The sequence below is a fragment of the Daejeonella sp. genome, from assembly GCF_044348475.1.
GTDB lineage: Bacteria > Bacteroidota > Bacteroidia > Sphingobacteriales > Sphingobacteriaceae > Daejeonella.
The window spans coordinates 1-25,313 of sequence record NZ_JBIKSU010000027.1; the positions used below are offsets into that span (position 1 = coordinate 1).

General features: G+C 36.6%; 15 protein-coding genes, 1 tRNA gene and 1 rRNA gene. 5 read left to right on the top strand and 12 right to left on the bottom strand.

Annotated features, from left to right (window positions below; translation table 11 throughout):
- The first annotated feature begins 185 nt into the window (after positions 1 to 185).
- A complete protein-coding gene (gene nth, locus ACIQZ6_RS07505; RefSeq protein ID WP_395809734.1) occupies positions 186 to 932 on the top strand; it encodes an endonuclease III in 747 nt (248 codons plus the stop codon).
- A gap of 138 nt (positions 933 to 1,070) precedes the next feature.
- Positions 1,071 to 2,081 (top strand): recombinase RecA, encoded by a 1,011-nt coding sequence (gene recA, locus ACIQZ6_RS07510; RefSeq protein ID WP_395809736.1) that lies wholly within the window; start codon positions 1,071 to 1,073, stop codon positions 2,079 to 2,081.
- Between the two features lie 61 nt (positions 2,082 to 2,142).
- Here the strand turns inward: recA and ACIQZ6_RS07515 are convergent, their stop codons facing one another.
- The 3 genes from ACIQZ6_RS07515 to tsaD all read right to left on the bottom strand — a co-directional run bounded on the left by ACIQZ6_RS07515 (position 2,143) and on the right by tsaD (position 4,902).
- The gene (locus ACIQZ6_RS07515) at positions 2,143 to 3,447 is read right to left on the bottom strand and encodes an acetylxylan esterase (protein WP_395809738.1); all 1,305 of its coding nucleotides are present in this window, start codon (positions 3,445 to 3,447) and stop codon (positions 2,143 to 2,145) included.
- Between the two features lie 226 nt (positions 3,448 to 3,673).
- Positions 3,674 to 3,844: a hypothetical protein gene (locus ACIQZ6_RS07520; protein WP_395809740.1), complete on the bottom strand. Its 171-nt coding sequence runs from the start codon at positions 3,842 to 3,844 to the stop codon at positions 3,674 to 3,676.
- 56 nt (positions 3,845 to 3,900) lie between these two features.
- On the bottom strand, positions 3,901 to 4,902 hold the full coding sequence (gene tsaD, locus ACIQZ6_RS07525) for a tRNA (adenosine(37)-N6)-threonylcarbamoyltransferase complex transferase subunit TsaD (protein ID WP_395809742.1): 1,002 nt from the start codon (positions 4,900 to 4,902) through the stop codon (positions 3,901 to 3,903).
- A gap of 92 nt (positions 4,903 to 4,994) precedes the next feature.
- Between tsaD and ACIQZ6_RS07530 the strand changes: the two genes are divergently transcribed.
- Positions 4,995 to 9,443, top strand: coding sequence for a translocation/assembly module TamB domain-containing protein (locus ACIQZ6_RS07530; protein WP_395809744.1), 4,449 nt, complete (start codon positions 4,995 to 4,997; stop codon positions 9,441 to 9,443).
- A gap of 7 nt (positions 9,444 to 9,450) precedes the next feature.
- On the opposite strand, the gene ACIQZ6_RS07535 is transcribed toward ACIQZ6_RS07530, so the two are convergent.
- The 3 genes from ACIQZ6_RS07535 to ACIQZ6_RS07545 form a co-directional block, all read right to left on the bottom strand.
- Positions 9,451 to 10,656, bottom strand: coding sequence for a bifunctional 3,4-dihydroxy-2-butanone-4-phosphate synthase/GTP cyclohydrolase II (locus tag ACIQZ6_RS07535; RefSeq protein ID WP_395809746.1), 1,206 nt, complete (start codon positions 10,654 to 10,656; stop codon positions 9,451 to 9,453).
- 151 nt (positions 10,657 to 10,807) lie between these two features.
- Positions 10,808 to 12,241 carry an LptF/LptG family permease gene (locus ACIQZ6_RS07540; protein WP_395809748.1) on the bottom strand — a complete coding sequence of 478 codons (1,434 nt, stop codon included), beginning with the start codon at positions 12,239 to 12,241 and terminating at the stop codon, positions 10,808 to 10,810.
- Positions 12,242 to 12,268: 27 nt separating this feature from the next.
- Positions 12,269 to 12,649, bottom strand: a complete 381-nt coding sequence (locus ACIQZ6_RS07545; protein ID WP_395809750.1) for an START-like domain-containing protein — start codon at positions 12,647 to 12,649, stop codon at positions 12,269 to 12,271.
- A gap of 192 nt (positions 12,650 to 12,841) precedes the next feature.
- Here ACIQZ6_RS07545 and ACIQZ6_RS07550 point away from each other — a divergent pair.
- Positions 12,842 to 12,915 (top strand) — tRNA-Met (locus tag ACIQZ6_RS07550).
- 108 nt (positions 12,916 to 13,023) lie between these two features.
- Here the strand turns inward: ACIQZ6_RS07550 and ACIQZ6_RS07555 are convergent.
- Both ACIQZ6_RS07555 and ACIQZ6_RS07560 read right to left on the bottom strand, forming a co-directional pair.
- Positions 13,024 to 14,559, bottom strand: coding sequence for a Fic family protein (locus ACIQZ6_RS07555; protein WP_395809752.1), 1,536 nt, complete (start codon positions 14,557 to 14,559; stop codon positions 13,024 to 13,026).
- Between the two features lie 437 nt (positions 14,560 to 14,996).
- Positions 14,997 to 15,662 (bottom strand): hypothetical protein, encoded by a 666-nt coding sequence (locus ACIQZ6_RS07560; RefSeq protein ID WP_395809754.1) that lies wholly within the window; start codon positions 15,660 to 15,662, stop codon positions 14,997 to 14,999.
- 539 nt (positions 15,663 to 16,201) lie between these two features.
- On the opposite strand from ACIQZ6_RS07560, the gene ACIQZ6_RS07565 reads away from it, so the two are divergent.
- On the top strand, positions 16,202 to 18,628 hold the full coding sequence (locus tag ACIQZ6_RS07565; RefSeq protein WP_395809756.1) for a TonB-dependent receptor domain-containing protein: 2,427 nt from the start codon (positions 16,202 to 16,204) through the stop codon (positions 18,626 to 18,628).
- Positions 18,629 to 18,666: 38 nt separating this feature from the next.
- Here the strand turns inward: ACIQZ6_RS07565 and ACIQZ6_RS07570 are convergent, their stop codons facing one another.
- The 4 genes from ACIQZ6_RS07570 to rrf all read right to left on the bottom strand — a co-directional run bounded on the left by ACIQZ6_RS07570 (position 18,667) and on the right by rrf (position 25,136).
- The gene (locus tag ACIQZ6_RS07570; protein ID WP_395809758.1) at positions 18,667 to 20,643 is read right to left on the bottom strand and encodes a hypothetical protein; all 1,977 of its coding nucleotides are present in this window, start codon (positions 20,641 to 20,643) and stop codon (positions 18,667 to 18,669) included.
- A 291-nt stretch (positions 20,644 to 20,934) separates the two neighbouring features.
- Positions 20,935 to 23,034 carry an alpha/beta hydrolase family protein gene (locus ACIQZ6_RS07575; RefSeq protein WP_395809760.1) on the bottom strand — a complete coding sequence of 700 codons (2,100 nt, stop codon included), beginning with the start codon at positions 23,032 to 23,034 and terminating at the stop codon, positions 20,935 to 20,937.
- 205 nt (positions 23,035 to 23,239) lie between these two features.
- Complete coding sequence (locus ACIQZ6_RS07580) at positions 23,240 to 24,877, bottom strand: S8 family peptidase (protein WP_395809762.1); 1,638 nt, start codon at positions 24,875 to 24,877, stop codon at positions 23,240 to 23,242.
- 147 nt (positions 24,878 to 25,024) lie between these two features.
- A 5S ribosomal RNA gene (gene rrf, locus ACIQZ6_RS07585) occupies positions 25,025 to 25,136 on the bottom strand.
- Between the last annotated feature and the right edge of the window lie 177 nt (positions 25,137 to 25,313).

Sequence of the window (25,313 nt, forward strand, 5' to 3'; positions counted from 1 at the left end):
AAGATCAATTGTTTTATACTGCTATTAAACCCTGTTTGAATGCAATTGCAATAAATCCAAGCCAGGATACCATTAACAATCTTGTAAATTATTCAAAATCAATTTAAAATAAAATCGATTCTTCGGTCTTGTTTTTTTGAGCTTTAAACAAAGAAAATTGTTTTATTGAAACATATATTTGTAGGGTGCTAAGAAAAGACAGATATAAAGATTTTGTAGACTATTTCTCTTCCCATCAGCCTGAAGCGGAAACAGAATTGAAATACGAAAACCCATACCAGCTATTGGTTGCAGTAATTTTATCTGCACAATGCACCGATAAACGAATCAATCAGGTTACTCCTAAGTTATTTGAACATTTTCCTACTCCAGAAAGTCTGGCACAGTCAAGTTCAGAGCATGTCTTTGAGTATATACGAAGCGTAAGTTATCCCAATAATAAGGCAAAGCATCTGGTTGGGATGGCTAAAAAATTAGTTGATAATTTTAATGGTATAGTACCGTCTTCTATAGAAGATCTTCAAACAATGCCTGGAGTTGGCAGAAAAACTGCAAATGTGATAGCTTCCGTAATTTTCAATGCACCGGCAATGGCAGTAGATACGCATGTATTCAGAGTATCTAATCGAATTGGACTTACAAGAAATGCAAAAACACCTTTAGCTGTAGAAAAACAACTAGTAAATTTCCTTCCAAAAGAAAAAATTCATATCGCGCATCATTGGCTCATTTTACATGGAAGATATGTTTGTCTGGCTAGAAGTCCAAAATGCACAATATGCCCACTAGCACATATTTGTAAATATTATGCACAAAGCCAAACAGAAGGAGCCCTACGAAAAGCAGAAAATAGTCAACTTAAAAAATCGCGTGAGCTAAAAAAGAAACAACAGGCTAAAAAAATTGCAGATAAATTAAAAAAAATGAGATAAAATAAGCCTATACTATCGTCAAATGCACTAATTAATTTATATATTCCAAAAGAAAGAAGATTTAAAAAAATTATTTTTGATAATATTTTTAGTATTTTCAAAAATTAATTATACTTTTGAAGACATAAAACTAAAATAATGAGCAACGCAGATAAATTAAAAGCTTTACAGCTAACGCTAGATAAACTTGAAAAATCATACGGTAAAGGAACCGTTATGAAACTAGGAGATAATGCAGTTGAAGCCATTGAATCTATATCTACTGGTTCAATAAGCCTTGATATTGCATTAGGAATTGGTGGATTACCTAAGGGCAGGGTCATTGAAATCTATGGTCCTGAATCTTCTGGTAAAACTACCCTTGCTATTCATGCAATTGCTGAAGCACAGAAAAAAGGAGGCATTGCTGCTTTCATTGATGCTGAACATGCTTTTGATAAATTTTATGCTAGCAAACTTGGTGTTGATATTGAAAACCTATTGATCTCACAACCTGACAATGGAGAACAAGCTTTAGAAATTGCTGATAACTTAATCCGTTCAGGAGCTATTGATATAATTGTAATTGACTCTGTTGCCGCCTTAGTACCAAAAGCTGAGATCGAAGGCGAAATGGGGGATTCAAAAATGGGGCTTCATGCGCGTTTAATGTCGCAAGCCTTACGTAAATTAACCGGAACAATCTCAAAAACAGGATGTTGCTGTATTTTTATAAATCAGCTTCGTGATAAGATCGGAGTTATGTTTGGCAGCCCGGAAACAACTACAGGAGGTAATGCACTTAAATTTTATGCCTCTGTACGTTTAGACATTCGCCGCATATCACAAATTAAGGACACAGATGAAGTTTCTGGAAACAGAGTGAAGGTGAAAGTGGTCAAAAACAAATTGGCTCCTCCATTCCGAATAGCTGAGTTTGACGTAATGTTCGGAGAGGGGATTTCCAAAGCAGGTGAAATCATCGATCTTGGTGTTGATTTTGAGATCATTAAAAAAGCAGGATCATGGTTTAGTTACGGTGATACTAAACTTGGCCAGGGTCGTGATGGGGTTAAACAACTATTACTTGACAATCCTGATCTGATGGATGAATTGGAAGCTAAAATAAAAGAAACAGTTACTGCTGATAAACTCGAAGAAAAAGCTTAAACATAAAAAAACCCGCTTTACACAAGCGGGTTTTTTTATGCAGTATTTTTAAATGAATGGTCTAATTAACCTTAAGCTGTTTTTGCAACCAATTATCCATATTTTCTTTTTGTTCGGGATACATCCAATGGCCAGTTTCTAAGGCCAAAAATAAAGACTTAGGCGCTGTAATCACATTATATGCAGCATACATAGAAGTTGGCGGACAAGTTTCATCATTGAACCCCCAGCTATACATACCCGGCACTTTAATAAGTTTCGCAAAATTCACAACATCATAATAGCCTGTGGTTTTTATCTTGTCAGGAGCGCTTCCAGTATTCACATTGTCCTTATTAAATAAATGCGGCCATCCACCTGCACGACCCAACATAAATCCTGTAAGGTCACTAAGCGCTGGGTAATAGGCTCCCAAAAACTTCACTCTTGAATCTAAAGCTGCTGTTACAATAGACAATGCTCCCCCTTGGCTACCCCCTGTTACACCAAGGTTCGAGCCATCAAACTGAGGCAGAGATGTTAAAAAATCATTTGCTCTGATACACCCCATATACACCCTCTTATAATAGTAACGCTCCCGATCTTCTAGATTTGAAGCCTGATAACCAGATAATGCTCCAGCCGCCAAATTGGTATAGACCGCCGGGTCCATAATTACAGGAACTCCATGAATTCCAATTTCCAAAGTTATTACTCCTTTCTCAGCAGTGGTAACATCTCCATTATATGGCCTTACTCCAGCACCAGGAACCCTAAGTAATGCAGGATATTTACCTTCTTTTTTAGGAACGCATAATATTCCATATAACCTACTTCCAACCCGAAAATTCTGAAGATTAATATGATACACATTTACCTTTTCAGTTGAACGTTCAGGCAATAAGGTCATGCGGGCATCTAATGGTATTTTAGCCAAATCGGCCTTTGCATTATCCCAAAATTGAACAAAGTCGGCCGGGCTGCTAGCTGCTGCAGGCTTAATTTGGTTTGCATCAAAACCAACAGTAGCCAAGCCCCTATATTTCTTACCATTTACTTCAGCTGTAACTATGCACCGATAAAAGCCAGGAGATTTCATTGTGCCTCCATTAATAATATGCAGGCCACCGGCCAATTGCATAGAATCTTTCATCTCTGGTGCCATTCTTTCAGGACCAAGTTCATATTTAAGCTTTACGTTCTTTAAAGGATTGCCATACTGCAAAACAGAAACATTAAACTTAACTTTCTCGCCTGTTTTATAGTGCCAATCAGTATGATCGGGTGCCACAATAACCTTCACATTCTGTTCTACTGGCTGGGAAAAACCCCTCAGCATAGCAGTAAATAGTAGAAAAATTATCAAAAACGATTTTATATTTTTCATTGTTTTTTGTTTTTATACAAATGGAATATCAATATCTGGACTTTGCCTTATTCTCCAATTTCCTGATGAATAACTAATTAATGCATTCAAATTCGTCAATAATAGCGTTTAAAACAAATTTATTTTCAGGCTATACATGAAATAAAGCATTCAAAAAAAGCCTCAAAGTTAAACGGAGTTTGAAATATGAAGTAAAAAATAACGGATTATATACCTTGAAGGAATACTATTTACCCTTAGTCATAAAGTACATGAACCAGACTCCAACCACCACAATTAAACCAAGGACATACAAACCAATTTTACCTTTGCGTTTGTCCTGACGCATAACCCAGATTAACAATCCAGTTAATGGTATTAAAAAGACTAAAAAGAAAATAATACTTGCTGCGCTCATAATTTATTTAGGTAGTAAATTTGGTGTTTTATATTGAATAACTAGAAACGATAAAATTAAAACTGCATTCGGGCCATTGGAGCAATATCCTGACCCACAAAATCCTGCTTAAGAAATTTATAATGTCCCGCAATTGCGATCATGGCCGCATTATCAGTACAATATTCAAATTTAGGAATATAAACCTTCCAGTTTAGGTCTGGCGCCGAGTCATTTAAAGCAGCTCTTAAACCAGAATTAGCTGAAACTCCACCGGCAATTGCAATGCTTTGTATATTATATTGTTCAGACGCCTTTTTAAGCTTATTCAATAATATAGAAATGATTCTTTCTTGAACTGAAGCGCAGATATCAAAAAGATTATTTTTTAAGAAATCCTGATCTTCTTTTAACCTATCGCGCACAAAATACATAATCGAAGTCTTTAACCCACTAAAGCTAAAATCCAATCCCTGGATCTGAGGTTCAGGAAATTTAAATGCAAACTTATTCCCTTGTTGTGCATACTTATCGATTAGCGGCCCGCCGGGATAGGGCAAACCTAGTAGTTTTGCTGTTTTATCAAATGCCTCTCCGGCAGCATCATCAGTAGTCTGACCTACAATTTCCATGTCAAAATGATCCCTTACAAGCACTATTTGTGTATGCCCTCCAGAAACGGTCAGACATAAGAATGGGAAAGAAGGCTTTTCATCGGCAATAAAATGAGCAAGAATATGTGCTTGCATGTGGTTTACCTCGATTAGTGGAAGGCCATTTGCGAGTGCAAAAGCCTTTGCGAAAGACGTACCCACTAAAAGTGAACCTAATAATCCCGGACCACGAGTAAATGCTACCGCATCAATCTCATTTTTATGTATTTTTGCATCAGATATAGCTTGATGAACGGCGGGAATAATATTTTGCTGATGAACCCTGGAGGCCAACTCAGGAATTACACCACCATAATTTTGATGGACAACCTGGCTGGCAATAATGTTGGAGCGAATTTTGCCATCCACACAAATTGCTGCAGAAGTATCGTCACAAGAAGATTCAATGCCCAGGATGATTGCCAAAATTATAGAGTTAAATTGTTATAGATCATATAAAAAACAAATTTATCAAAAAAGCACTAAAAATAACCCTTTGGATACTGGCAACATTTTTATTGCTGCTCATTGTACTTTTTTTCTCGCTGCAATATAAGCCGGTACAAACTTATATTGCAAAAAAAACAGCGAAATACCTATCCAATGAGCTTAATACAAAGGTCTATGTTGGAGGTTTGCACATTAAACCATTCAAATCACTGGTTCTCGACACCTTGTATGTTGAAGATCGTGAAAAAGATACCTTGCTCTTCTCCCCAAAATTTACAGTTGATTTAAATTCCATTAATTTAAAACGCAGAACATTATCAGTGAATAGCGTCCAAATGGATAATGGGAAAATCTATTTGAAAAAATACAAGGATAAAACTACAAATCTGGCCTTTATCATAAACTATTTCGATACCGGTAAAAAAACAGCTAAAAAGAAAACGAGCAAACCCTTTGACTTTATTCTTACTAAAATTGTTCTAAACAATATTGCGTTCAAATACAAAAACTTAAACAATATCAAGCCTGTTAATGGAATAAACTTCAACGACATCTCTTTAAAAAATTTCAGCAGTACGATCCTTGATCTAGATACTAAGAATCACCTCGTTAGTTTTGGGCTGAAAAACATGACATTTAAAGAGAAAAGCGGATTTTATTTAAAAAACCTGACTACTGATGCCACAATCGATACCAATCAAATGGAGTTCAGGAATCTTCTTCTTGAAACACAGAACAGTAAAATAAGAAATTACTTGCTTTTCAAGTATTCAAAATTTAAAGATTTCAGAAAATTCATCAGCAAAGTGTATCTGAAATCAGATTTAATGAATACTAAATTAAACAGTTCTGACATTGCCTATTTTTCACCGAATTTGGCTAAATCATCAGTCATTTTTCAACTCAACGGAAAAGTATCGGGATATGTAAATAACTTGAAAGCAAAGGGCCTGACCATTCAAAGTGGACAGGCTAGTTACATAAAAGGAGATTTTTCAGTAAAAGGCCTTCCATCGCTCAAAAAAACAGTTATGGACCTGAATTTTGAACAGGTTTCTACTAATAAGCAGGATATTGATTTTATCCTAGCTCGTGCTACAGGTTCAAAAAAATCTATCCTCCCCGAAATTACAAACAAATTAGGCACCATTAACTTCAAAGGTCGATTTACTGGGTATATCAATGATTTCAAATCTTTAGGCGAGTTTAAAACCAAGGCCGGCCGTTTGGTAACTGATTTCAACATGAAGATGGGTAAAAATTCTGTACCCACTTATAGTGGAACATTAAAGGCATTTGACTTCAACATCGGCGAAGTATTGGATAGGAGTGATCTTGGAAGAACTACGCTCTCTGCCATCATTTCTGGCACAGGATTCAAAATCAAAAGTCTGCAAGAAAAAATCAAATCAGACATAAAATATGTTGAATACAATGGGTATAAGTATAGTAATATTAAGGTTGATGGCAACTTTTTCAATAAAATCTTCAATGGGCAGATCAAAGTAAACGACAGCAATCTAGAACTTGATTTTGATGGCAATATTAATCTGAATCCACAAAAACCGATCTATAATTTTCATGCAATGATCAGAGGTGCAAATTTGCACAAACTGAATTTCGTGAAAGATACCATTCAATTTGATGCAGAATTAAATACAAATTTTTCAGGCTCTAATCTTGAAAATATCGAAGGCTTTGTTGCATTAAGCAAAATTCAATTAACTAACCCCAAAAATTCTTTCATTGTTGATTCTGTCAATTTGAAAGCAATCGGAACTGGATCGCAACGCTCACTAAATATAGGTTCAGATATACTTGATGCCAGCATCAAAGGGCAATATGAATTAAAAGCATTGCCTTCCTATTTCAAATCGGTAGCAAGCAAGTATATTCCTTCACTAGGTTTGAAATTTGCAACACCAGGCAAACAGAATTTCGAATTCAGTTTAAAAATCAAATATTTTGATCCAATCAGTATGCTATTGATTCCAGACCTGAAAGTTCCGGAGCAAGCAAACTTCAATGGCAAGTTTGTTTCATCACAAAACATTGCCAATTTAAATGGATTTATTAAGTTGATACAATACAAAAAAATTAAAATAAATGACCTGATTATAGATGAGAGCACTTCAGATAAGGCAATGAATTTGTTTATTACCTCCGACCGAGTTGACCTTTCTGACAGCCTCTATATTAAAAATGTCAATATTGCGAATATCCTTAAAAATGATAGCTTAAGTCTGAATATTAAACTTTCAGATAAAAATGCAATCAACCAACTGGATTTAAACTCACTGGTAGAATTTAAAACAGAAGGCGAGGAAAGAATTCGCTTAAGTGTTTTGCCATCTGATGTAATTATAAACAAAGAGATTTGGAAAATTCAGGAAAAAGTCAGTTTCAGCTTTGATGAAGGAAGAGCAAAAGATCAGGCATTTAGCTTATTCAGGCGAACAAAAATTTCCGGCTTCGAGCTTTTCAAGGATAATCAAATGGTCACTATTGATGGAATTATCTCAAAAAATCCAGAAGACAAGTTACTCATAGGTTTCAATACCTTTAAACTAACCACATTCAATTCTCTTACTAAACCAAAAGGTATAACATTAAATGGGACACTAAATGGAGAGGCTACTCTTTCTGGACTGGGCGGAACTCCCAATTTAGAAGCTGCAATTAAGATTGATAGTCTCAATTTAAACAAAATAAGTCTTGGAAACCTAAAAATGAGTGCAGGGCTTGATAATTCATCAAAGCTCATCAATGTCAAAATGGATATTGTAGACAAGGGTAAAACCACTCTTGATATAGAAGGAACGTACAATGCCAATAGTGATCAGAATAGGCTAGACATGAATGTCTTGATGAAAGACAATGAGGTGGCACTTTTTCAGCCATTACTCAAAAACCTGGTTTCAAAAATGTATGGAAAGGTATCTGCTGAACTTACCATAAGTGGAAAACTTAATAACCCACAAATTAATGGCAATCTTTCCTTAAATGAAGCAGGAATGACCATAAATTATCTGAAAACTCCTTATAAAATTACAGATAAAGTTGGCGTTGAAAATAGCGTTATCAAACTAACAAACCTCAAATTAAAAGACATTAAAAACAATGAAGCCATCGCTAATGGAACCGTTGATATGTCTAATCCCAATAATCCAGAAATCCATTTAGATATTCAGGCTACTAATTTTATGGCTTTGAATACTACATCCAAAGATAATCCTCTTTATTATGGTGTAGCATTTGGTACCGGAGCCTTTAGCTTTAATGGTCCATCAAATGATATGAAGATTATTATTAATGCAAAAACAGAGCCTGGAACAATTTTTAACATACCGCTAAACTCATCTGCTACAGTGAGTAAAAATGATTTCATCACTTTTGTAGCCAAAGATTCATCCTTAAACAAACCCAAATTAACTTCCTTTAAAGGTCTTACCATGGACTTTGATCTTCAGGTTGATGAAAATACAGAAGTTAACATATTCACAGATCTGGGAAGATTATCCGGACGGGGCAAATCACTGTTCAGTTTAAATATTACCACGCTTGGAGACTTTGAAATGTATGGCGATTATCTGATCAGCAGTGGAAAATTCCAATTTACCGCACAAGACTTCATTAACAAACTCTTTAAAATTAGCGAGGGTGGTTCAATCCGCTGGACAGGCAATCCTATGGAGGCTGCTATAAACCTGAAAGCGTTATATGAAGTTCGCGCTGGTATTGATCAGCTGTATTTAGCGGCTGGGCGCCCACCACAAAACAATCAAAAAGTAGCTGCTGAGGCAGTCATGAATTTAAGTGGGCCATTACTTACCCCCAATATTGCGTTTGACATCAATTTCCCAGCTAATGCATCTATCAAAGATGAATTACAGTCCTATCTGAGTGATGTAAATAATACCAATCAACAGGCATTGAGTTTAATTGTAAGAAGGTCATTTGCCGGAAGTGCCGACCAGAGCAACGGAATTCGAGGTATCGCAACTTCAACATTCATCAGTGCAGGATCAGAATTATTCTTCAATCAGCTAAATACTATCCTAACTCAATCATTGAATCTGAATTTTGTAGACCTGAATATTAGGTCATTTAATGAAGCTAGTGCATCTCTCCGATTTTTAAATGACCGTTTGATACTTACTGGTGGTGTAACAGATAGAACTAACAATACACGTTCATTTTCAGATTTTTCAGTTATTGGAGGCGGGTCGCTGGTTGCCCATGATGTAGAGGCATTATATCTAATCAAAAAGAATGGAGATCTTGTTCTCCGAGCATCAAACAAATTGAATAATAATAGCTTTCTAAGCAACCTATCCAATGATGATTATGTAAGTGCAATAGGTTTGGTGTATCGTAGAGATTTCGATAGCTTCAAGGAGCTACTTGGCATCCTTATTGGAAACAAAAGAAAAGAAGAACGCGAAAAAAGTAATCAAAAACCTGTACAGGATATGAATGCAATAAAACCAGAAGAATTGGAGCCTAAAAAAGATTAAAAAAAAATTAACTATTCTTCATGATGGAATGACCCATCTTATCACGTTTTGTTTTCAGGTATAGTTCGTTATGAATATTGGATTTAATTTCAATAGGAATATTAGTTACAACCTCTAAACCATATCCAATTAAGCCAGAACGTTTGGTTGGGTTATTTGACATCAGCCTCATTTTCTTAATGCCAAGGCTTCTTAATATCTGGGCACCAATACCATAATCACGCTGATCCATTGGGAAGCCCAACTGTAAATTTGCATCTACTGTATCCAAACCGTTTTCCTGAAGATTGTAAGCATGCAACTTATTGATCAGCCCGATACCACGACCCTCCTGATTCATGTAAATGATTACTCCTTTACCTTCTTTCTCGATCATTTCCATTGCTTTATGCAACTGAGCGCCGCAATCGCAACGGCATGAGCCAAAAATATCACCAGTAATACATGAACTATGAACTCGTACAAGAACTGGCTCGCCTTCATCCCAACTACCTTTTATCAGAGCAAGATGCTGATCGCCAGTAGTTATTTGTGAATAAGCAACCATTTCAAAATCACCCCACTGCGTAGGTAATTTAACAGAAACCTCTTTTTTTATCAAAGATTCTGTAATTAACCGGTAAGAAATCAGATCCTTTATACTGATTATTTTTAGATCAAATTGCTTGGCAATGATCAAAAGATCAGGCAATCTAGCCATTTCTCCATCCTCCTTCAATATTTCAACCAACACACCGGCAGGTTCAAGCCCCGCCATGCTAGCAAGATCAACCGCAGCTTCTGTATGGCCAGCTCTTCGTAAAACACCACCATGCTTAGCTATTAATGGAAATATATGACCTGGACGGCCCAATTCTTCAGGAGTAGTTTTAGGGTCAATAAGTGCTAAAATTGTTTTTGAACGATCCGAAGCAGAGATTCCTGTTGTACATCCATGCCCAATAAGATCCACAGAAACTGTAAAATTAGTTTCATAAGCTGCAGTATTATTTCCAACCATCAAATCAAGTCTCAATTCCTTACAGCGCTCTTCAGTTAATGGAGCACAAATCAATCCACGTCCATGAGTAGCCATAAAGTTTATTATTTCAGGTGTTGCATTGGAGGCTGCTGTTAAGAAATCACCCTCATTCTCTCTATCCTCATCATCAACAACAATAATAACCTTACCTTCTTTAATATCGTTTATTGCTTCTTCAATTGTATTGAACATATCTTTTGGATTGTTTGGCGAGCGGTTTCAAATTGGATAATAAAAAATTACCTGTGCAATGCAACCGACGTAATTAGACTGTAAATTTAAGTATTTTTTTGCAGCTACGATTTCATATCCATTTAAATCCGTCAATGCTTTGCAATATAAATTAGAACCTATTTTCCAGGTTCTTAGCAAAGAGTCGTTTAAACCATCGCTTATAAAAATCAAGATCAAAAAGTGCCGAATCAACTGTTGCTTTATAGGTAAGAAATATCCCCAATGGAGTCAAGGTAAAGATCGCGATCCACATCCCAATAAAAGGCGAAAGTGTGCCTTCCTTAACAGATTTCTCTCCAATGGTTGAGATAATATGATAGAGTAGAAAAAACAATACTGACACCACTACGGGTAAGCCCAGGCCCCCCTTTCTAATAATTGCTCCTAATGGTGCACCGATAAAGAAAAGTACAAGACAAGAGAAAGCTAGCGTAAATTTTCTATTTAATTCGATTGAAAAACCCCGCATGCGCAAATTATTATCATCAATAAACAATTCTTTTCGACTTAAAACATCTTTTATAGATCTAATCTGATCTTTAGCTGTCTGGACAGATTGAATTCTTTTATTTTTAGGAACAATCTCCAAGACATCTTTATACTTTTCAATGATTTTTACTGGTCCTTTTGGGCTCAATGAGTCGGTACGATAGGTGCGTGCAAGGAGCGTAAGATCTCTATACGTTGAGCGAAGATTGCTATCCGCTTTAAGCTCAAATGAATCTCTGTAAAAATTAAGCTGTCTCAAATTGAGCATGGCATAATTAGACTTGAACAGTTCTTCGTCAGTTCGTTTTAGCTGGAAACCCGATAAATCAAATTTTTGCTCAGTTTCCTTAAATTCTGTCCGCATAAGCCTTTGCCTTGGATTATATGTACCTGTAGATCCAGGAGTCTCCTCATAACGCTTTCCATTCTTAAGCTTTAAGACCAAAAGCTGATTATCATCAGTAATGAACATCTGCCCTTCTTTAGCCATCAGCACATTGACATTGCCACTGGTTGTATTTCGCTCATAAATAAGAACGTCGTGGAGCGTTTGATCGGGATCCTTTTTCTTAACACGAATTGAATAACCAGGAATACTATTATTGAAAATTCCTTCTTTAATTAAGAAGGCTGCCTTTTGATTTCGAACATCATATAATAAAGAACCCATTTTCAGATTGGCAACTGGTAGCATATAATCAGAGAAAAGAAAGGCAGCAACACTGAGCATACTCACTCCAATGATTAAAGGCATCATGGCTTTTTGAAGGGAGATACCGGCAGACTTAATAGCTACGAGTTCGTAATTTTCGCCGAGGCTGCCAAAGGTCATAATGGAAGATAGGAGTATGGCTAGAGGAAGTGCCATAGCAACATTTGTCGCAGATGCATACATCAGCAACTCAAGAATTACATACCACTCAAAGCCCTTACCAATCAGATCATCGATGTATTTAAACAAAAATAACATCAACAAAATGAACATGACAATGAAAAAGGTAACAATAAAAGGCTTTAAAAAGGCCTTAAATACCAATAAGTGTACTTTCTTCACAGGTATAAAAATAGAGAAAATTTATCTCTATGCCCCTAATACGCTAATCAAATATTGAATCTGATTATCCCATATAAGCTTACGGTCAGTTATTGCATCTTCAGGTGCAAAATCAGTTATTGCAAGAGCAACATCATTGGTTAATTCGTCTTGAACAATTTCCATTTCAAAATAGCAATGGGGCTCATCGTCCAACCATTTAAATTTCACCAGTTTATTTTCTTTGATTGACAGTAATTTTGCTTTTTGCTGATCACCATCCCAGGTAAATGTATAAACTTGATCTCTGTAGGTTACATCATCTGCAAACCATTGAGCCAAACCATTGGGCTCATTTAAAAAGCCAAACAATATTTTAGGAGATGATTTTACCTCATATTCTACATTGAACTTTATCTTTTCTGCCATTCCTTTATTTATTTACATCGCTTGGCGACTTTTTTTTCTCATTAGTTTCTAAAGAAAAGTAATTTCCTCTATATTTGCAACTCTGTTTTTAAAGGCAGTGTTGTTTGAATTAGTTAAAGGCAAAAATATCTAGAATAATTTCCGGATTCGCCCTAAGATAAATCATTAACCAACAACAAACAAGACAAATTCGGCGGGGTAGCTCAGATGGTTAGAGCGCAGGATTCATAACCCTGAGGTCGGCAGTTCGATCCTGCTCCCCGCTACAATTTAAACGACCATTTACGTTAAATCGTGGATGGTTTTTTTGATTGTGTCACCCTCTTTTGTCACCCTGGTGCGTCACCCTGTGGTTAGTTAGAGGGTTTTCGCCTTTAGCTAAAATACACTTGATAATTCTCTTCGATTTCTTTTACTTCTTCATCTGTGAGCAAAGCAAATTCTTTTTCTTTTGCTCTTTTAGACAAAGAACCATCGTTTTGTTCTAAAAAGCGAATGAGTAAAGCCACCATCTTATCAGGCATTTGATAGTTATTGTCGAGCCATAATTTCATAGCATCGTATTTTTGCAAATAGGTCACTTCCTGTGGGATTATTTTGTGAATGGTATTATCTACACATTCACATAAGAACTCCGCTTGTGCAGTAGCGTCGAAATAACGGTAGTAATCTATGGTGTCGTTCAGTACGTTTACGTTATTATCTTTAGTTTTCTCCCATTCTATAAAGTCTAACAATGGATGTGAGTAGCTTTCCAGTACTTTTCTATAATCTTCTATTCGTTCTAAAATAGCAGCCGATACAGGGAAGATTATCCCTTGTGGACTATATTTCATTGCGGACAATAAATGGTGGATGATGTAGCGATGAATTCTGCCGTTTCCATCAACAAAGGGGTGTATAAACACAAATCCAAAAGCGATTGCTGTGGCGGTTAATAAGGGATGAAATCCTGTGCTTTCCATATGCTTAGAGGCCTCTAGTAATCCGCTCATCAGTTTTTCAACATCCGCTTGTTTGGATGAAATATGTTCTGGGATTGGTTCGCCAGTGGTTCGGTCATGTTCGCCTACAAATCCACACTCGGTACGATATCCCATAGACACAAACCTGCTATTTTCAATAACAATTTGTTGTAGTCGATATAATTCTTCTTTACTTAATGGTTTGCTTCCCGCTTGGCCTATTGCCTTCCCCCAACGAAGAGCTCTATTTTGTGTTGGATTTTCACCTTCTATACTGAAGGATGCTTTGGAATCCTTCAACAACAAAAAGGAAGATGTTCTCAATAATACATCTTTGTGTATACCTTTAATGGCCGCATTGATATTTTCAATTGTATTCTTGGCAATATATAGTTCTATTTTTTCGGTTTTGTTTATTAATGGGCAAAAGTCTACCGTTCCTGCAATATTATTTTTTATACGGTGTCGAGTGGAATTGATTGCCAAGGTTGAAGCATACTGTAACTCTTCATCAATTAGCATGACAAAATTGCCTTTATCTAAATCAGGAATGGTTAATCTTTTTTTCATCAACCATTCGTATAAAAACCATATTCTACGGCTGTATTGCCCTTGTGGCTCTATTTGAACGAGTCTTGTTATTTCATCCTCCTGAATTTGTTCAAACAGTTTTTTGAAAAACAACAGATTTACACCTTCATATTTTAAAGCAAACACCAATTGGTCATATAGCGTATCTTTCGGTTCATGTCGAGGTGTAAGTACTTGCCATCGGCTTGTTCTGTATTTTCTGTTTTTAGTGCTGATTAGTGCTAACATGTTAGGTATAGGCACAGCCAAACCATATGCTTCTATTATTGCTCCATAGCCCACTAATAAGCCTTCCTCAGGCGCTTGAATTCCGTGAAAAATACTTATTTCAAATGAAAAACGCTTATTATCCATAATATATTGTGAAATACGACTATTCAAAAATACATGAAAAATACTTATCATCCATGAAAAATACTTATTTTTTTAATGTTTATATGAAAAATAGATTTATGGAACTATTTGTTAATGAAAAAATTATCTCCCTGATTTCCCAATAATTTGAAGACTACTTGCGTCACCTTTCCGCGACACCTTTAGGTATGTTTTGACTCAAAATTGTCAATTTTATAAAATTAACTTATTGAAAATCAGTTATTTATGTTTAGATAGCGCTATTCATAATCCTGAGGTCGGCTTTCGATCCTGCTCCCCGCTACAACATAGCTCACAGAAATGTGGGCTTTTTTTTATAAAATGAATTATAACGCTGAGGTCGGCTCCCGATTATTCTCGGTTCAGTTCTAGCGATAGCTTTCGAGACTGCCCCACGCTACTAAAAGCTATTGATACTATAGTGTACTATAAAACACAAAAACCCGTACTAAGTCATCATGTTGCTTCAAATCAATTTTTTCATTTTTAATAAAATCGGCAATTTCAGCAGATTTTGATTTAAACAACTCCAAAAAATCTTTCTTGGAAGGCTTAAATTTCGTCATAACATTATCCTGAAATACATAATAAATGGCATTATCAATGAATTTTTTCTCTATTGTCGTCGAATTATAAGGCTTAACTTCTAGCAATGTTCTGTGGTTCTTAAACAATAGTTTAATTCCTCCATCAAATAAAACTTGGTAATAAGATTTCTTGTTAAAATTATCAATCTCCGGAAAACCATTTCTGTAAATCTGAATTTTATCTTTTAACGCCAATGAAAATCCGGCAACTGGAAAAGCAAAGCCTAGCATTGATCCATCTTTGGGGTTTTTAAAAAAAAGCTCATCCTTATAAAGGTTATACTTCAAATCTACATCCTTGTAAGAAACCTTGTTACCCTGCTCTACTATTCCCTTTGACCAATCATCCAATAAATACGGTGATCCTGAAATATCAGAACTTAAACTTTCAACTAATGGCTTACCCTTCAGATCAGATATATTTTGAATAAACTGAGCTTTTAAACTGAACGTAAATAAGAAAAAAATAATAATCGTAGTGTGAATTTTTAACATGACTGAGCTTTTATAAATTAGAACATATACTTTTTCCGAAAATTCTTCAGGACAAATAAATTTAAACACATATTTTCAAAAAACAACTATGTGTTGTATTTGAATACCATACTATTTTCAAAAAATCATAAATTCTTTAACGAATAGAAGTCGTGAATCATTCCTGATGTTTGATACTACCCTAGTAAAAACAAATCCTGATCAATTCCTGAAATGCTTCAACTAGAAATATGCATTTATCTTACTAAAAAACTGACCAATTAAATGGCTTTTTCTGTGTTCTTAATTAATTCCTTTATCAGTATCAAATAGTAGTAACAATATAGTATTGAGGTATGAAAACCTAGCCCAGCAATTTTTCAAATCAAATTTTTTCAACTCATTAATATTCCGTCTCTTAAAATATAGTAAATAAGCACACCATGCTTTTGCAGAACAAATCTGTTCAAACTATTTGCAGCTAATTTTTAAATTATTATTTGGAACAAGTCTAAATAAATTTTAGATTTGGCCTTAATTAGAATCATTCCAATTTGACTTTGAAGAATACATACATTATATGCCTGAGCATCTGGATAGGAATTGTGGGTCAGGCGTTTGGACAAAAAGCAAGTATAAAAGGTCAGGTTAACACTACAAAAAATGAGCCGGCTATTGGGGCAAATGTCATTTTAAAGGGTACTGTACGCGGAGTTCAAACCAACTCTAAAGGTGAGTATCTCCTAAAAGGGCTTGCATCGGGAAATTATACGATTGAAGTAAGCTACCTCGGTTTCAAAACTAAATCTTTTACTATTGAATTAGCTGAAAATCAAAATTCTACTAATAACTTTCAGTTAGAAGAGTATGGCTTAACTCTAGGTGAAGTTACTTTTTTAACCTCAAGAGGAATTAGGGGCAATGAAACTCTTACCGAAACAAAAGACTTCAGTATTTATGCCGGAAAAAAAAACGAAGTAATTAAACTGGATAATATCAATGCCAATCTGGCAATGAATAACAGTAGGCAGATTTTTGGAAGAACACCCGGCATTTCCGTTTGGGAAAACGACGGATCAGGTATCCAACTTGGTGTAGCATCTAGAGGATTAAGTCCTAATCGTTCATGGGAGTTCAATGTTCGAATGAATGGCTATGATATTACACCTGATCCAATGGGTTATCCGGAAGCATATTATACTCCACCTATGGAGGTTGTTGACCGGATTGAAATTGTACGTGGTGCTTCTTCACTCCAATATGGCCCGCAGTTTGGGGGCCTTATGAATTTCATTCTTCGTAAGCCAGATATTTCAACCCGCCTCACTTTTGAATCCCAAAATACGGTAGGAAGTAACGGACTTTTCAGTACATTTAACTACATAGGCGGTACAGAAGGCAGATTAAGCTATACCGCATACTATCAGAAACGTGTGGGCAATGGTTGGAGAGACAATGGTTATTTCAATACCGATCATGCTCATCTTGAATGGAGCTATGCGCTTACGAAAAAATTCAAGTTGAGTACTGAAATTACCTACATGACAACTAAAAGTCAACAAGCTGGCGGTTTAGGAGATACTCAGTTTCATCAAAATCCCAGACAAAGTTTGCGAAGCCGAAACTGGTTCAATACTCCCTGGCTTATTCCATCCATCAGCGCAGATTACATTCTCAATGATAAAACTAAACTGAGTTGGAAAACCTTTGGCACCTTTGCCGAAAGAAATAGCGTTGGTTTCGTTAAAGCAATCAACATTCCCGACGACTCAAGTAATAGGCAGGTAGATAGAGATTATTACAAAACCTACGGTACAGAATTAAGAATTCTTACAGATTATAAATTATTCGGATTAAACAACACTTTAGCAACTGGCTTAAGATATTTTAAAGGCCAAATTGATCGTAAACAGTTAGGGAAAGGTGATACTGGAAGTGAGATGAATTACGACCTGGCAGAGGGTTTGTATCCTCGCGATTTAGATTATAGAAACATTAACAGAGCGGCATTCGCCGAAAATATTTTTCGCATCAATAAAAAATTATTGTTTACAGCAGGATTGAGGGTTGAAAACATCAATTCACAAATGGAGGGGCGGTTCAATATCGTTAATGGACAAGACATTAACCTAAGTCCTGCCACACGGCAGCGTAATTTCTTGCTCTTGGGTGCAGGTGCAGAATACCACATCATACCCCGCTCTGAAATTTATTCGAATTTTTCAGAGGCATACCGTCCTGTTTTGATTTCTGACCTTACTCCACCCGCAACTACCGATGTTATTGACCAAACATTAAAAGATGCCAAAGGCTATAACTTCGATATTGGATACCGCGGAAAAATGAGCAATTTCCTAAATTTCGATATAAATTATTTTAACCTCCAATATAATAATCGAATAGGAACTATTACCCAAATAAGCAATGGTCAAAGCTATCAGTTTCGGACTAATTTAGGCAGATCGGTGAGTAAAGGCTTTGAGGCCTATGTTGAATTTGACCCAGTTTCAGCTTTCATGACCAGTCCAAAAGCAGGAAATCTAAGTATTTTTGCATCATTGGCATTTATAGATGCCACTTACAAAGATTTTAAAACCACCACCATTAACAACGGGCAAATTATAACAGGTAACCTTGCCGGAAACCGTGTAGAAAATGCACCTGCCCAAATAAATCGTTTTGGAGCAACCTTTGCTAAAAAAGGATTTTCTATCACCTGGCAACTAAGTTCTGTGGGTGAGACTTTCGCCGATGCTGCAAATAATCGAATTTCAAATACAGCTGCTACCACAGGGCTAATCCCTTCATATCAAGTACAGGATTTATCAGCTAGCCTTAAGTTTCTTAAAAACTATAATCTAAAAGCCGGCGTAAACAACCTCACGAATGAGCACTATTTTACCCGCCGCTCAGGAGGTTACCCAGGCCCGGGTATTTTACCTGCTGATGGCCGGATTGTTTACATTTCAGGCGGAGTAAAATTCTAATTAAGCTATTGACATAGAGAAACCCATAATATCCCTAATCATCGCCAGAACTCCTGATCCTGCTTAAGCCCACGCACTCCATAAATTATTGCCGGACTTCCAACTTCAAGAGCACCCAAATCAGGCGCTTTTTGGCGAAAATAATCATTGACGTTTGGAATAATAACACCGGCATCCACAGCCTTTCCCTTAGGATTAAGTTTAAAATTAAGATCTACTCCGAAATAAACAGGACTAGGCTTATCTGATTTAGCAGCTTGAATCGGCTTCTGAAGATTTTCAAAAACATCATAATCTAGTGTTATACCATGAGTTTCAAGACCACTAGCGTTAGTTAAACTCTGTAAAGTTTTAAATCCTTCTCGCTGCCCTTTTGGAGACAACCATACATATTGATTTTCGGGACTTTCAGTACCACGATTTGGCCTATACCCATTATAATCAGCTATAGAATATGGAGTTGTATAAGGAAATGCCGCAACAATTGTTGGCCCATCCGCACCAAGAAATAAATTATTTCGGTAGTTAGAATTTGGATGTCCACCTCCAGAATTGTTCTCTGTGATAAAGGTGTTATGGTAGACCATAAGCCCCGGTACCCCTCCATGTATTTTAAGTGCACCACCCTGTCCAATATTATACATTACATTTCTGATGTAGTAGGCGGGGCCCCCAAACACAGGTTGTGCACTTATTCCACTTTCTGCAGCATTAATTCCGCGATTTCGCATGATACGAATATTGTGCACACCGCCATCTGCTTCAATAAAATCATCGACCATCAGGTGTAAATCGTTATTATAAATATCAATCGAAACTGCTTTTAAGTCTTGTTCCTTTTCTGGGGTACCATAGGTTGAGACACCAATTGCATCGTGGAAGAAGGCAATGGAATTATTCGCAATTACATGCCCGGGGCCATAAATCATGATCCCATAGTAAGAATCCATTAGATGCGTTCCGTAAGGAATCAAACCCTCACGATGAGCGGCCCAACCGTACATCCTGTAACGATCATCGCGGCCAATTATAACATTATCCTGAATTAGAAAATTCTTTGAACCCGCAAATTCTGTCCGAATACCCTCGCCAACATCCTCAAAACGACAATTCCGTATGGTCAGATTGCTGGCACCCGCCAAATGTTTTCGACCTGCGTCAAAAACTCTGCCTACATTCCTAAACGTAAGCCCCTGAAAAATATGATGGTCGGTTGCCATCACATTAAATAAGTTAGCGGCTCCCGCTCCATCAAAGATAACCTCGCCATCACCCGCTGCCTCAATAACAATAGGGCGCTCCGCAGTACCTTTAGCTGTAAAAAAATATGTTCCATCGAATGGAATATTATTCCAATCAGGATAGTTAAGAAGTACCCCTTGATAAAGTCCGCCATGTATTTTAATAATATCTCCAGGTTGAACTTTATCTTCACTCACCACATACCAATCACCCTTAGTTTCTTTCGAACCGTTATATGCAGAAACTAAACCCGGATAATTAGGTTCTTCTTTCACACCCGTATAATATTGGGAATATACATGCCTTACTCTTCCTCCACTGGCAGCCTTAGGCTCAGCGCGTGTAGAAACATTAACTACCTTAACTAATTCACCTTCAACCCCATCGGGATCTTCTAATGTAAATCGGGCCTCATACTTTGTGTTTGAAGTAAGATCCAAAATACTGCCAGCAAACATATGAGGAGTTGTGTAATTGATTCCCGCTCTTTCGAGATGCTCGCCACCAATCCTAAGCAAAGGCATTCCCTTTTTCCATTCCTTAGCAGATTCTGCTATTCGATATTCAACCTTTACCGTTGCATTGCGGTTTACATCACCATCGATATACCATTCGAATCCTAAATTTTCAAGTGTTGGTGGTTCAATAATGAAATTTTTCCCTTTAACCTTGTCTTGAGCTTGTAAAAAATGTGGGAATAAAAAAAGTATGATAATAATTCCCCCAATTAAGTTTTGAAATAATCGACCATTAAAAAAGATTTTTTTTCTCAAGCTTTCCATTTGAACACAACATTTTTTCATTTTAGATAGATTTAATAGGTTAATTATTCAATTTAGATGATTATTTCCAGTATTTCAAAACCCCTATTACAATTTTAGAGGAATATATAAATATCGGGGTACTATTTTATTTATTTTCTAGATTATTTCATACTTAGACTGCATTCAAGATAATTAATTTGCTTCTATTTCTTATAGCATGCCATTTAACACTTAATAAATAATCCGACTGAATGATTCATAACACGATAAAATTATTTTCTTAGCTCATTCATATTCTACTTACAAACCTTCAGCGCCTAAAGGGTCTAGTTGAATCAGTTTTTTCAATGCTAAGTCCCGATAACAATCCGGAAGATCAAAATGCTTCAAAACTCCAGGAACCAGGGTTGATAATGGCCAGTTAAACTCTGTATTTTCAGCAATGGTGGTAAAACTGCTTAATGCATTTTTCAAAATGACATGTTTAACCTGTTCTGAAAGTACCGCAGCAAATGTTGCAGGAATTGTGCCCCAACCTTTTGCAGCTAGGTAGATTTCTTCATGGCCACAAGAAATAAGCCAATCAATTATTCGAAGCAAATCGAAAGTTTTTTGTCCGGTATACGGATAATTTAGCATGATACTATGTGCTGCATAAAAATAATCATTGCCATAGGCCCCAAAAAAATCATCAGCACAGGTATTAGGCCTTGATTCTCCGATTCCACGTACATCAAAAGCATAAACTGCTGAGTTTGGCTCTGAAAGTATAAGGTCTTTCAAAAATGATTCCCCACGTAATTCATGATCAGCCGAAAGATGAGAAACATACAGAATTGCCCGCCTGATACCTGCAGTTGGCCTAGAAATCAATTCGGTGTCAGATAAGCGATAAACCGGCAAGGCAATCCCCGATTCCGTCTCTACAGCATAAGTAGTAACATGCTTTTTGGGATACAATCGACCTGAATCTGTCCTTAAGATTCGATAATCAGGAGTACCAACACGTGTTGGAAGCTTCAAAGTAGAAACAATAAGCTTTTTCAAAGAATCTCCTTTGGGTGAACCTCTTTTTACTTTTAATTCCTGAGAGGTTTCTTTAGTGAAGGTTGCAAGCGTTCTCGGACCAGCCTCTCCAACCTGTCCATGAGGTGTACACCAGAGCAATTCAATATCTTCCAATTTTAGTTCAGGTTCTGATTTCGCATCAGATATTCCAGTAGTTTTATTGAACCAGGAATACATGGCCTCCCGGTTATGCTTTGAAAAACCATGGTATTCTGGACCGGCAAAAAATTGAATCTTATCTTCTGCACCCAGTAATTTATAGAGCTTTTTGAGCTCATTAAATGAATTTCGTGCGCCGCGAACGTCAAAGAAATCCTTTTCCTGACTTAAAAGTATCACAGGCTTTGGAGCCATAGCGGCGATAAAATCAAGATGATCTAATCCGAGACTTATTGCTCCAGGAGGGCATTGCTCTATGTCGGCCGGCAACTCATTCTTTAGATTGGTTTCAAATCCAACTACAAAACAGCTAGGTGCTGCCATGGTAAGACGCGGCTCAACTCCGCAGAGCCAGGTTGCTTGAGTACCACCACCCGAATTTCCGGTTACCCCGATATGTTTGGGATCAACTTCAGGTCTGCTTAATAAATAATCAACACTTCGAATACAGTCCCAAGTAAACCAAGAGCTTAAATATTCACCGTTCAGCATCATTTGTTTGCCGGTGTAATTATGTTCGGGCACCCCAATTCCATGGAGCGGTTTTAAATCTTTACTCAGTAGTTGCACCCGCTCCCCTTGACCTATCGGATCAAAAATCAACACTACATAGCCCTGACGGGCCAAGCCCTGCGCAAATGATTGATAAATTGGTGTTGCCTTTGCAGGATCACCATGGCCACACGTTCCGATCACCCCAGGCAGCGGAAAACTTCTACCCTTAGGTACATATAAATTAGCTGTTACCGGAAAACCAGGCCTGCTGTCAAAAATAATTTTCTCTATTTTATACGTATCTCTTTCAATAATTCCAGTGATTCGTGCATTTAATGGTGTTTTATCTGGCCAGGGGCCAAAACATTGAGCAATTTTAGATTGTACATCAAGAATATAATTCTCAGCATCCTGTTTTGTATTAAGAGAAGCACGTATTCTGGCAGAATTCCCTTGAAGAGCACCAATTTTTTTTTCAAAATGGTCTTGCATCATTCTGGGAGAACGATTGAACGGCTTAAGCACTTCTTCTGGTAAACTATTGCTTTCAGTACCAGTAATTTCTGCTTGAGCGGGCAAGACATTCACTCCGGTGAAACCCAAACCTGCCATTCCAGCAAGCTTGATAAAATTTCTGCGATTGTTCATCATATTGAATTCGAAATCTAAATAAATCATCCCAGATAATGCTGGAAATAAATACCTTCATTAACAAGCTATAACAAAAGTGTTCCGGGTAGCTCAATTTACATAATTGTCAAGTATTTTCAGAGCAAGATTTATTTTACTAAAGGATAACCACAAAAAATCCGCTGTACCTAAATGGATAGCGGATTTTTTATTGAGAAAACCAGATCAGCGGTCCTATTATTAAGAATAATTTCTATTTAGATTTAGAATTCGCCGATAAGTTTGTCTTTTCGGCCAATAATAAAGCATTATAGGCATTAACAACACCTCCTGAAACAGATATTTCACTTAGCAAAACTCTTTTATTGTCGCCATCTTCTTTGATTTTAACCTTTTGTTCAACTAGTGTTACAGATTTCATAATGATATCCTTTACTTGAATAGCAGTCAATTTCGGATAGTGAGACCATATCAATGCAGCTAATCCTGAAACTACAGGAGCCGCCATACTGGTTCCATCATTTTCCTTATACTTAGAGCCTGGCATTGTTGAGTTTATTTTCACTCCTGGAGCAAATACGTCAACAGTCTTACCCCCAAAATTGGAGAAAGTTGCAACAAGATCTTCATCATTTGTCCAGCCAGTAGCTCCTACTTCAATCCAGGCATCAGCAGTTCCCATCGTAACTCCGGTACTGTCAGTGAACAAACGCGTGGGGAAATTGTCTTCCTTTTCGGTATTCTTGGAGTCATTTCCTGCAGCATGAACAAGTAAAGCGCCTTTAGAGACAGCATATTTAATAGCCTCATCAACAACTTTTTTATCCCATGTATAAGATTTACCAAAACTCATATTCAATATCTTAGCACCATTGTCAACAGAATAACGAATGGCGTTAGCTACATCTTTATCCCGCTCATCACCATCAGGCACGGTACGAACTCCCATGATTCTGACATTGTTTGCAACCCCCTTAATCCCAATATCATTAGAACGTATTGCTGAAACAATTCCAGCAACATGAGTGCCATGTTCGGCATCCGGACCAGTAATATCATTATTACCATAAATTCGCTCATTACTATTCGAATAATCATCACCAACAGAATCTTTTCGTGGGTCAAAATCAACATTTAGATGATACTTAACTTCCGTACCATAATATTTTATACCATCCAAAAGTTCTTCATAGAATTTCTTGAAATCAGACTTTTTAATTTCAGGCTTAATAAATTTAATAACCTGACTCTGCATATCATTAGATGGTTTAAAATCGTTGAGGTCATCTAAAGTAGGATTTTGATTATTCATACTGGATGTAATTTCATCGAGGTATTTTTTAATCATCGTCGTATTCTGCAATCCCATTTGAGCTGATTGTAACTTAGCCATATAATCAGTAACCAATTTTTGATACAACTGAAATTCCTTTCGTTCCTTTTCATTAAAAGGAGTAGAATTCAAAGCAGAGGCATATTTAGGCTGATATTTATTGATCAAACGAATCAGCTCCATGTTATCATGATGTATATTGACTTTTGCAGAACCTATAAAATTCCAGCCATTAATATCATCTATATACCCATTCTTATCATCATCAATTCCATTACCGGGGATCTCTTTGGAGTTAACCCACATAATTTTCTTAAGATCTTCATGCTCTTCATCTATACCGCCATCAATAATAGAGACAATTACAGGACTAGAATTTTTTCCTTTCAATAGTTCTTTGTATGCTTTTTCAGTACTAATTCCGAAAACACCATCAGATTTCAAGTCAAGATTTTGCCAATTATCTTTTGGTTTTTCATCCTTACTGTTTTGGGCAAAAGTTAAAAATGGAAGTGAAAGCAGAGATGCTGTGTATACTAATTTACCAATACGATTCATGTTACTCTAAATAAAATAATTTTAAGCTCAATATAACGAATAAATATACGCTGCGGTATTCAATACTCGTAAAAAAATTGTTTTTTCTATCATCAATGGTCAGTAAACAAAAAAGCCTCAACAGTTTCCTGCGAGGCTTTCTATAAAATTGGGCACCGACCTACTCTCCCACCTTTTACGGCAGTACCATTGGCTCTGGCGGGCTTAACTTCTCTGTTCGGAATGGGAAGAGGTGGACACCGCCGATATAGGCACCTAAAGACTTTTGAGTTGTAGGTTCTAGGTTATAAGTTTTAAGTTTTCCGTCCTGAGACTTATAACTTATTACTTATGACTTATCACTTCACTCATAATATCTTAACATACCGGAAAAAAGTACTTGAATAAGAAAACAACAATATATTTAGCTACTACAAGTAGTAGTCTATCTGCCTTG

Excerpts from the sequence above, each read along its gene's own strand:
- ACIQZ6_RS07520 (WP_395809740.1), bottom strand. The coding sequence starts at position 3,844 with ATGAGCGCAGCAAGTATTATTTTCTTTTTAGTCTTTTTAATACCATTA.
- recA (WP_395809736.1), top strand. The coding sequence starts at position 1,071 with ATGAGCAACGCAGATAAATTAAAAGCTTTACAGCTAACGCTAGATAAA.
- ACIQZ6_RS07580 (WP_395809762.1), bottom strand. The coding sequence starts at position 24,877 with ATGAATCGTATTGGTAAATTAGTATACACAGCATCTCTGCTTTCACTT.
- ACIQZ6_RS07560 (WP_395809754.1), bottom strand. The coding sequence starts at position 15,662 with ATGTTAAAAATTCACACTACGATTATTATTTTTTTCTTATTTACGTTC.
- ACIQZ6_RS07515 (WP_395809738.1), bottom strand. The coding sequence starts at position 3,447 with ATGAAAAATATAAAATCGTTTTTGATAATTTTTCTACTATTTACTGCT.
- ACIQZ6_RS07545 (WP_395809750.1), bottom strand. The coding sequence starts at position 12,649 with ATGGCAGAAAAGATAAAGTTCAATGTAGAATATGAGGTAAAATCATCT.
- ACIQZ6_RS07555 (WP_395809752.1), bottom strand. The coding sequence starts at position 14,559 with ATGGATAATAAGCGTTTTTCATTTGAAATAAGTATTTTTCACGGAATT.
- ACIQZ6_RS07535 (WP_395809746.1), bottom strand. The coding sequence starts at position 10,656 with ATGTTCAATACAATTGAAGAAGCAATAAACGATATTAAAGAAGGTAAG.
- ACIQZ6_RS07575 (WP_395809760.1), bottom strand. The coding sequence starts at position 23,034 with ATGATTTATTTAGATTTCGAATTCAATATGATGAACAATCGCAGAAAT.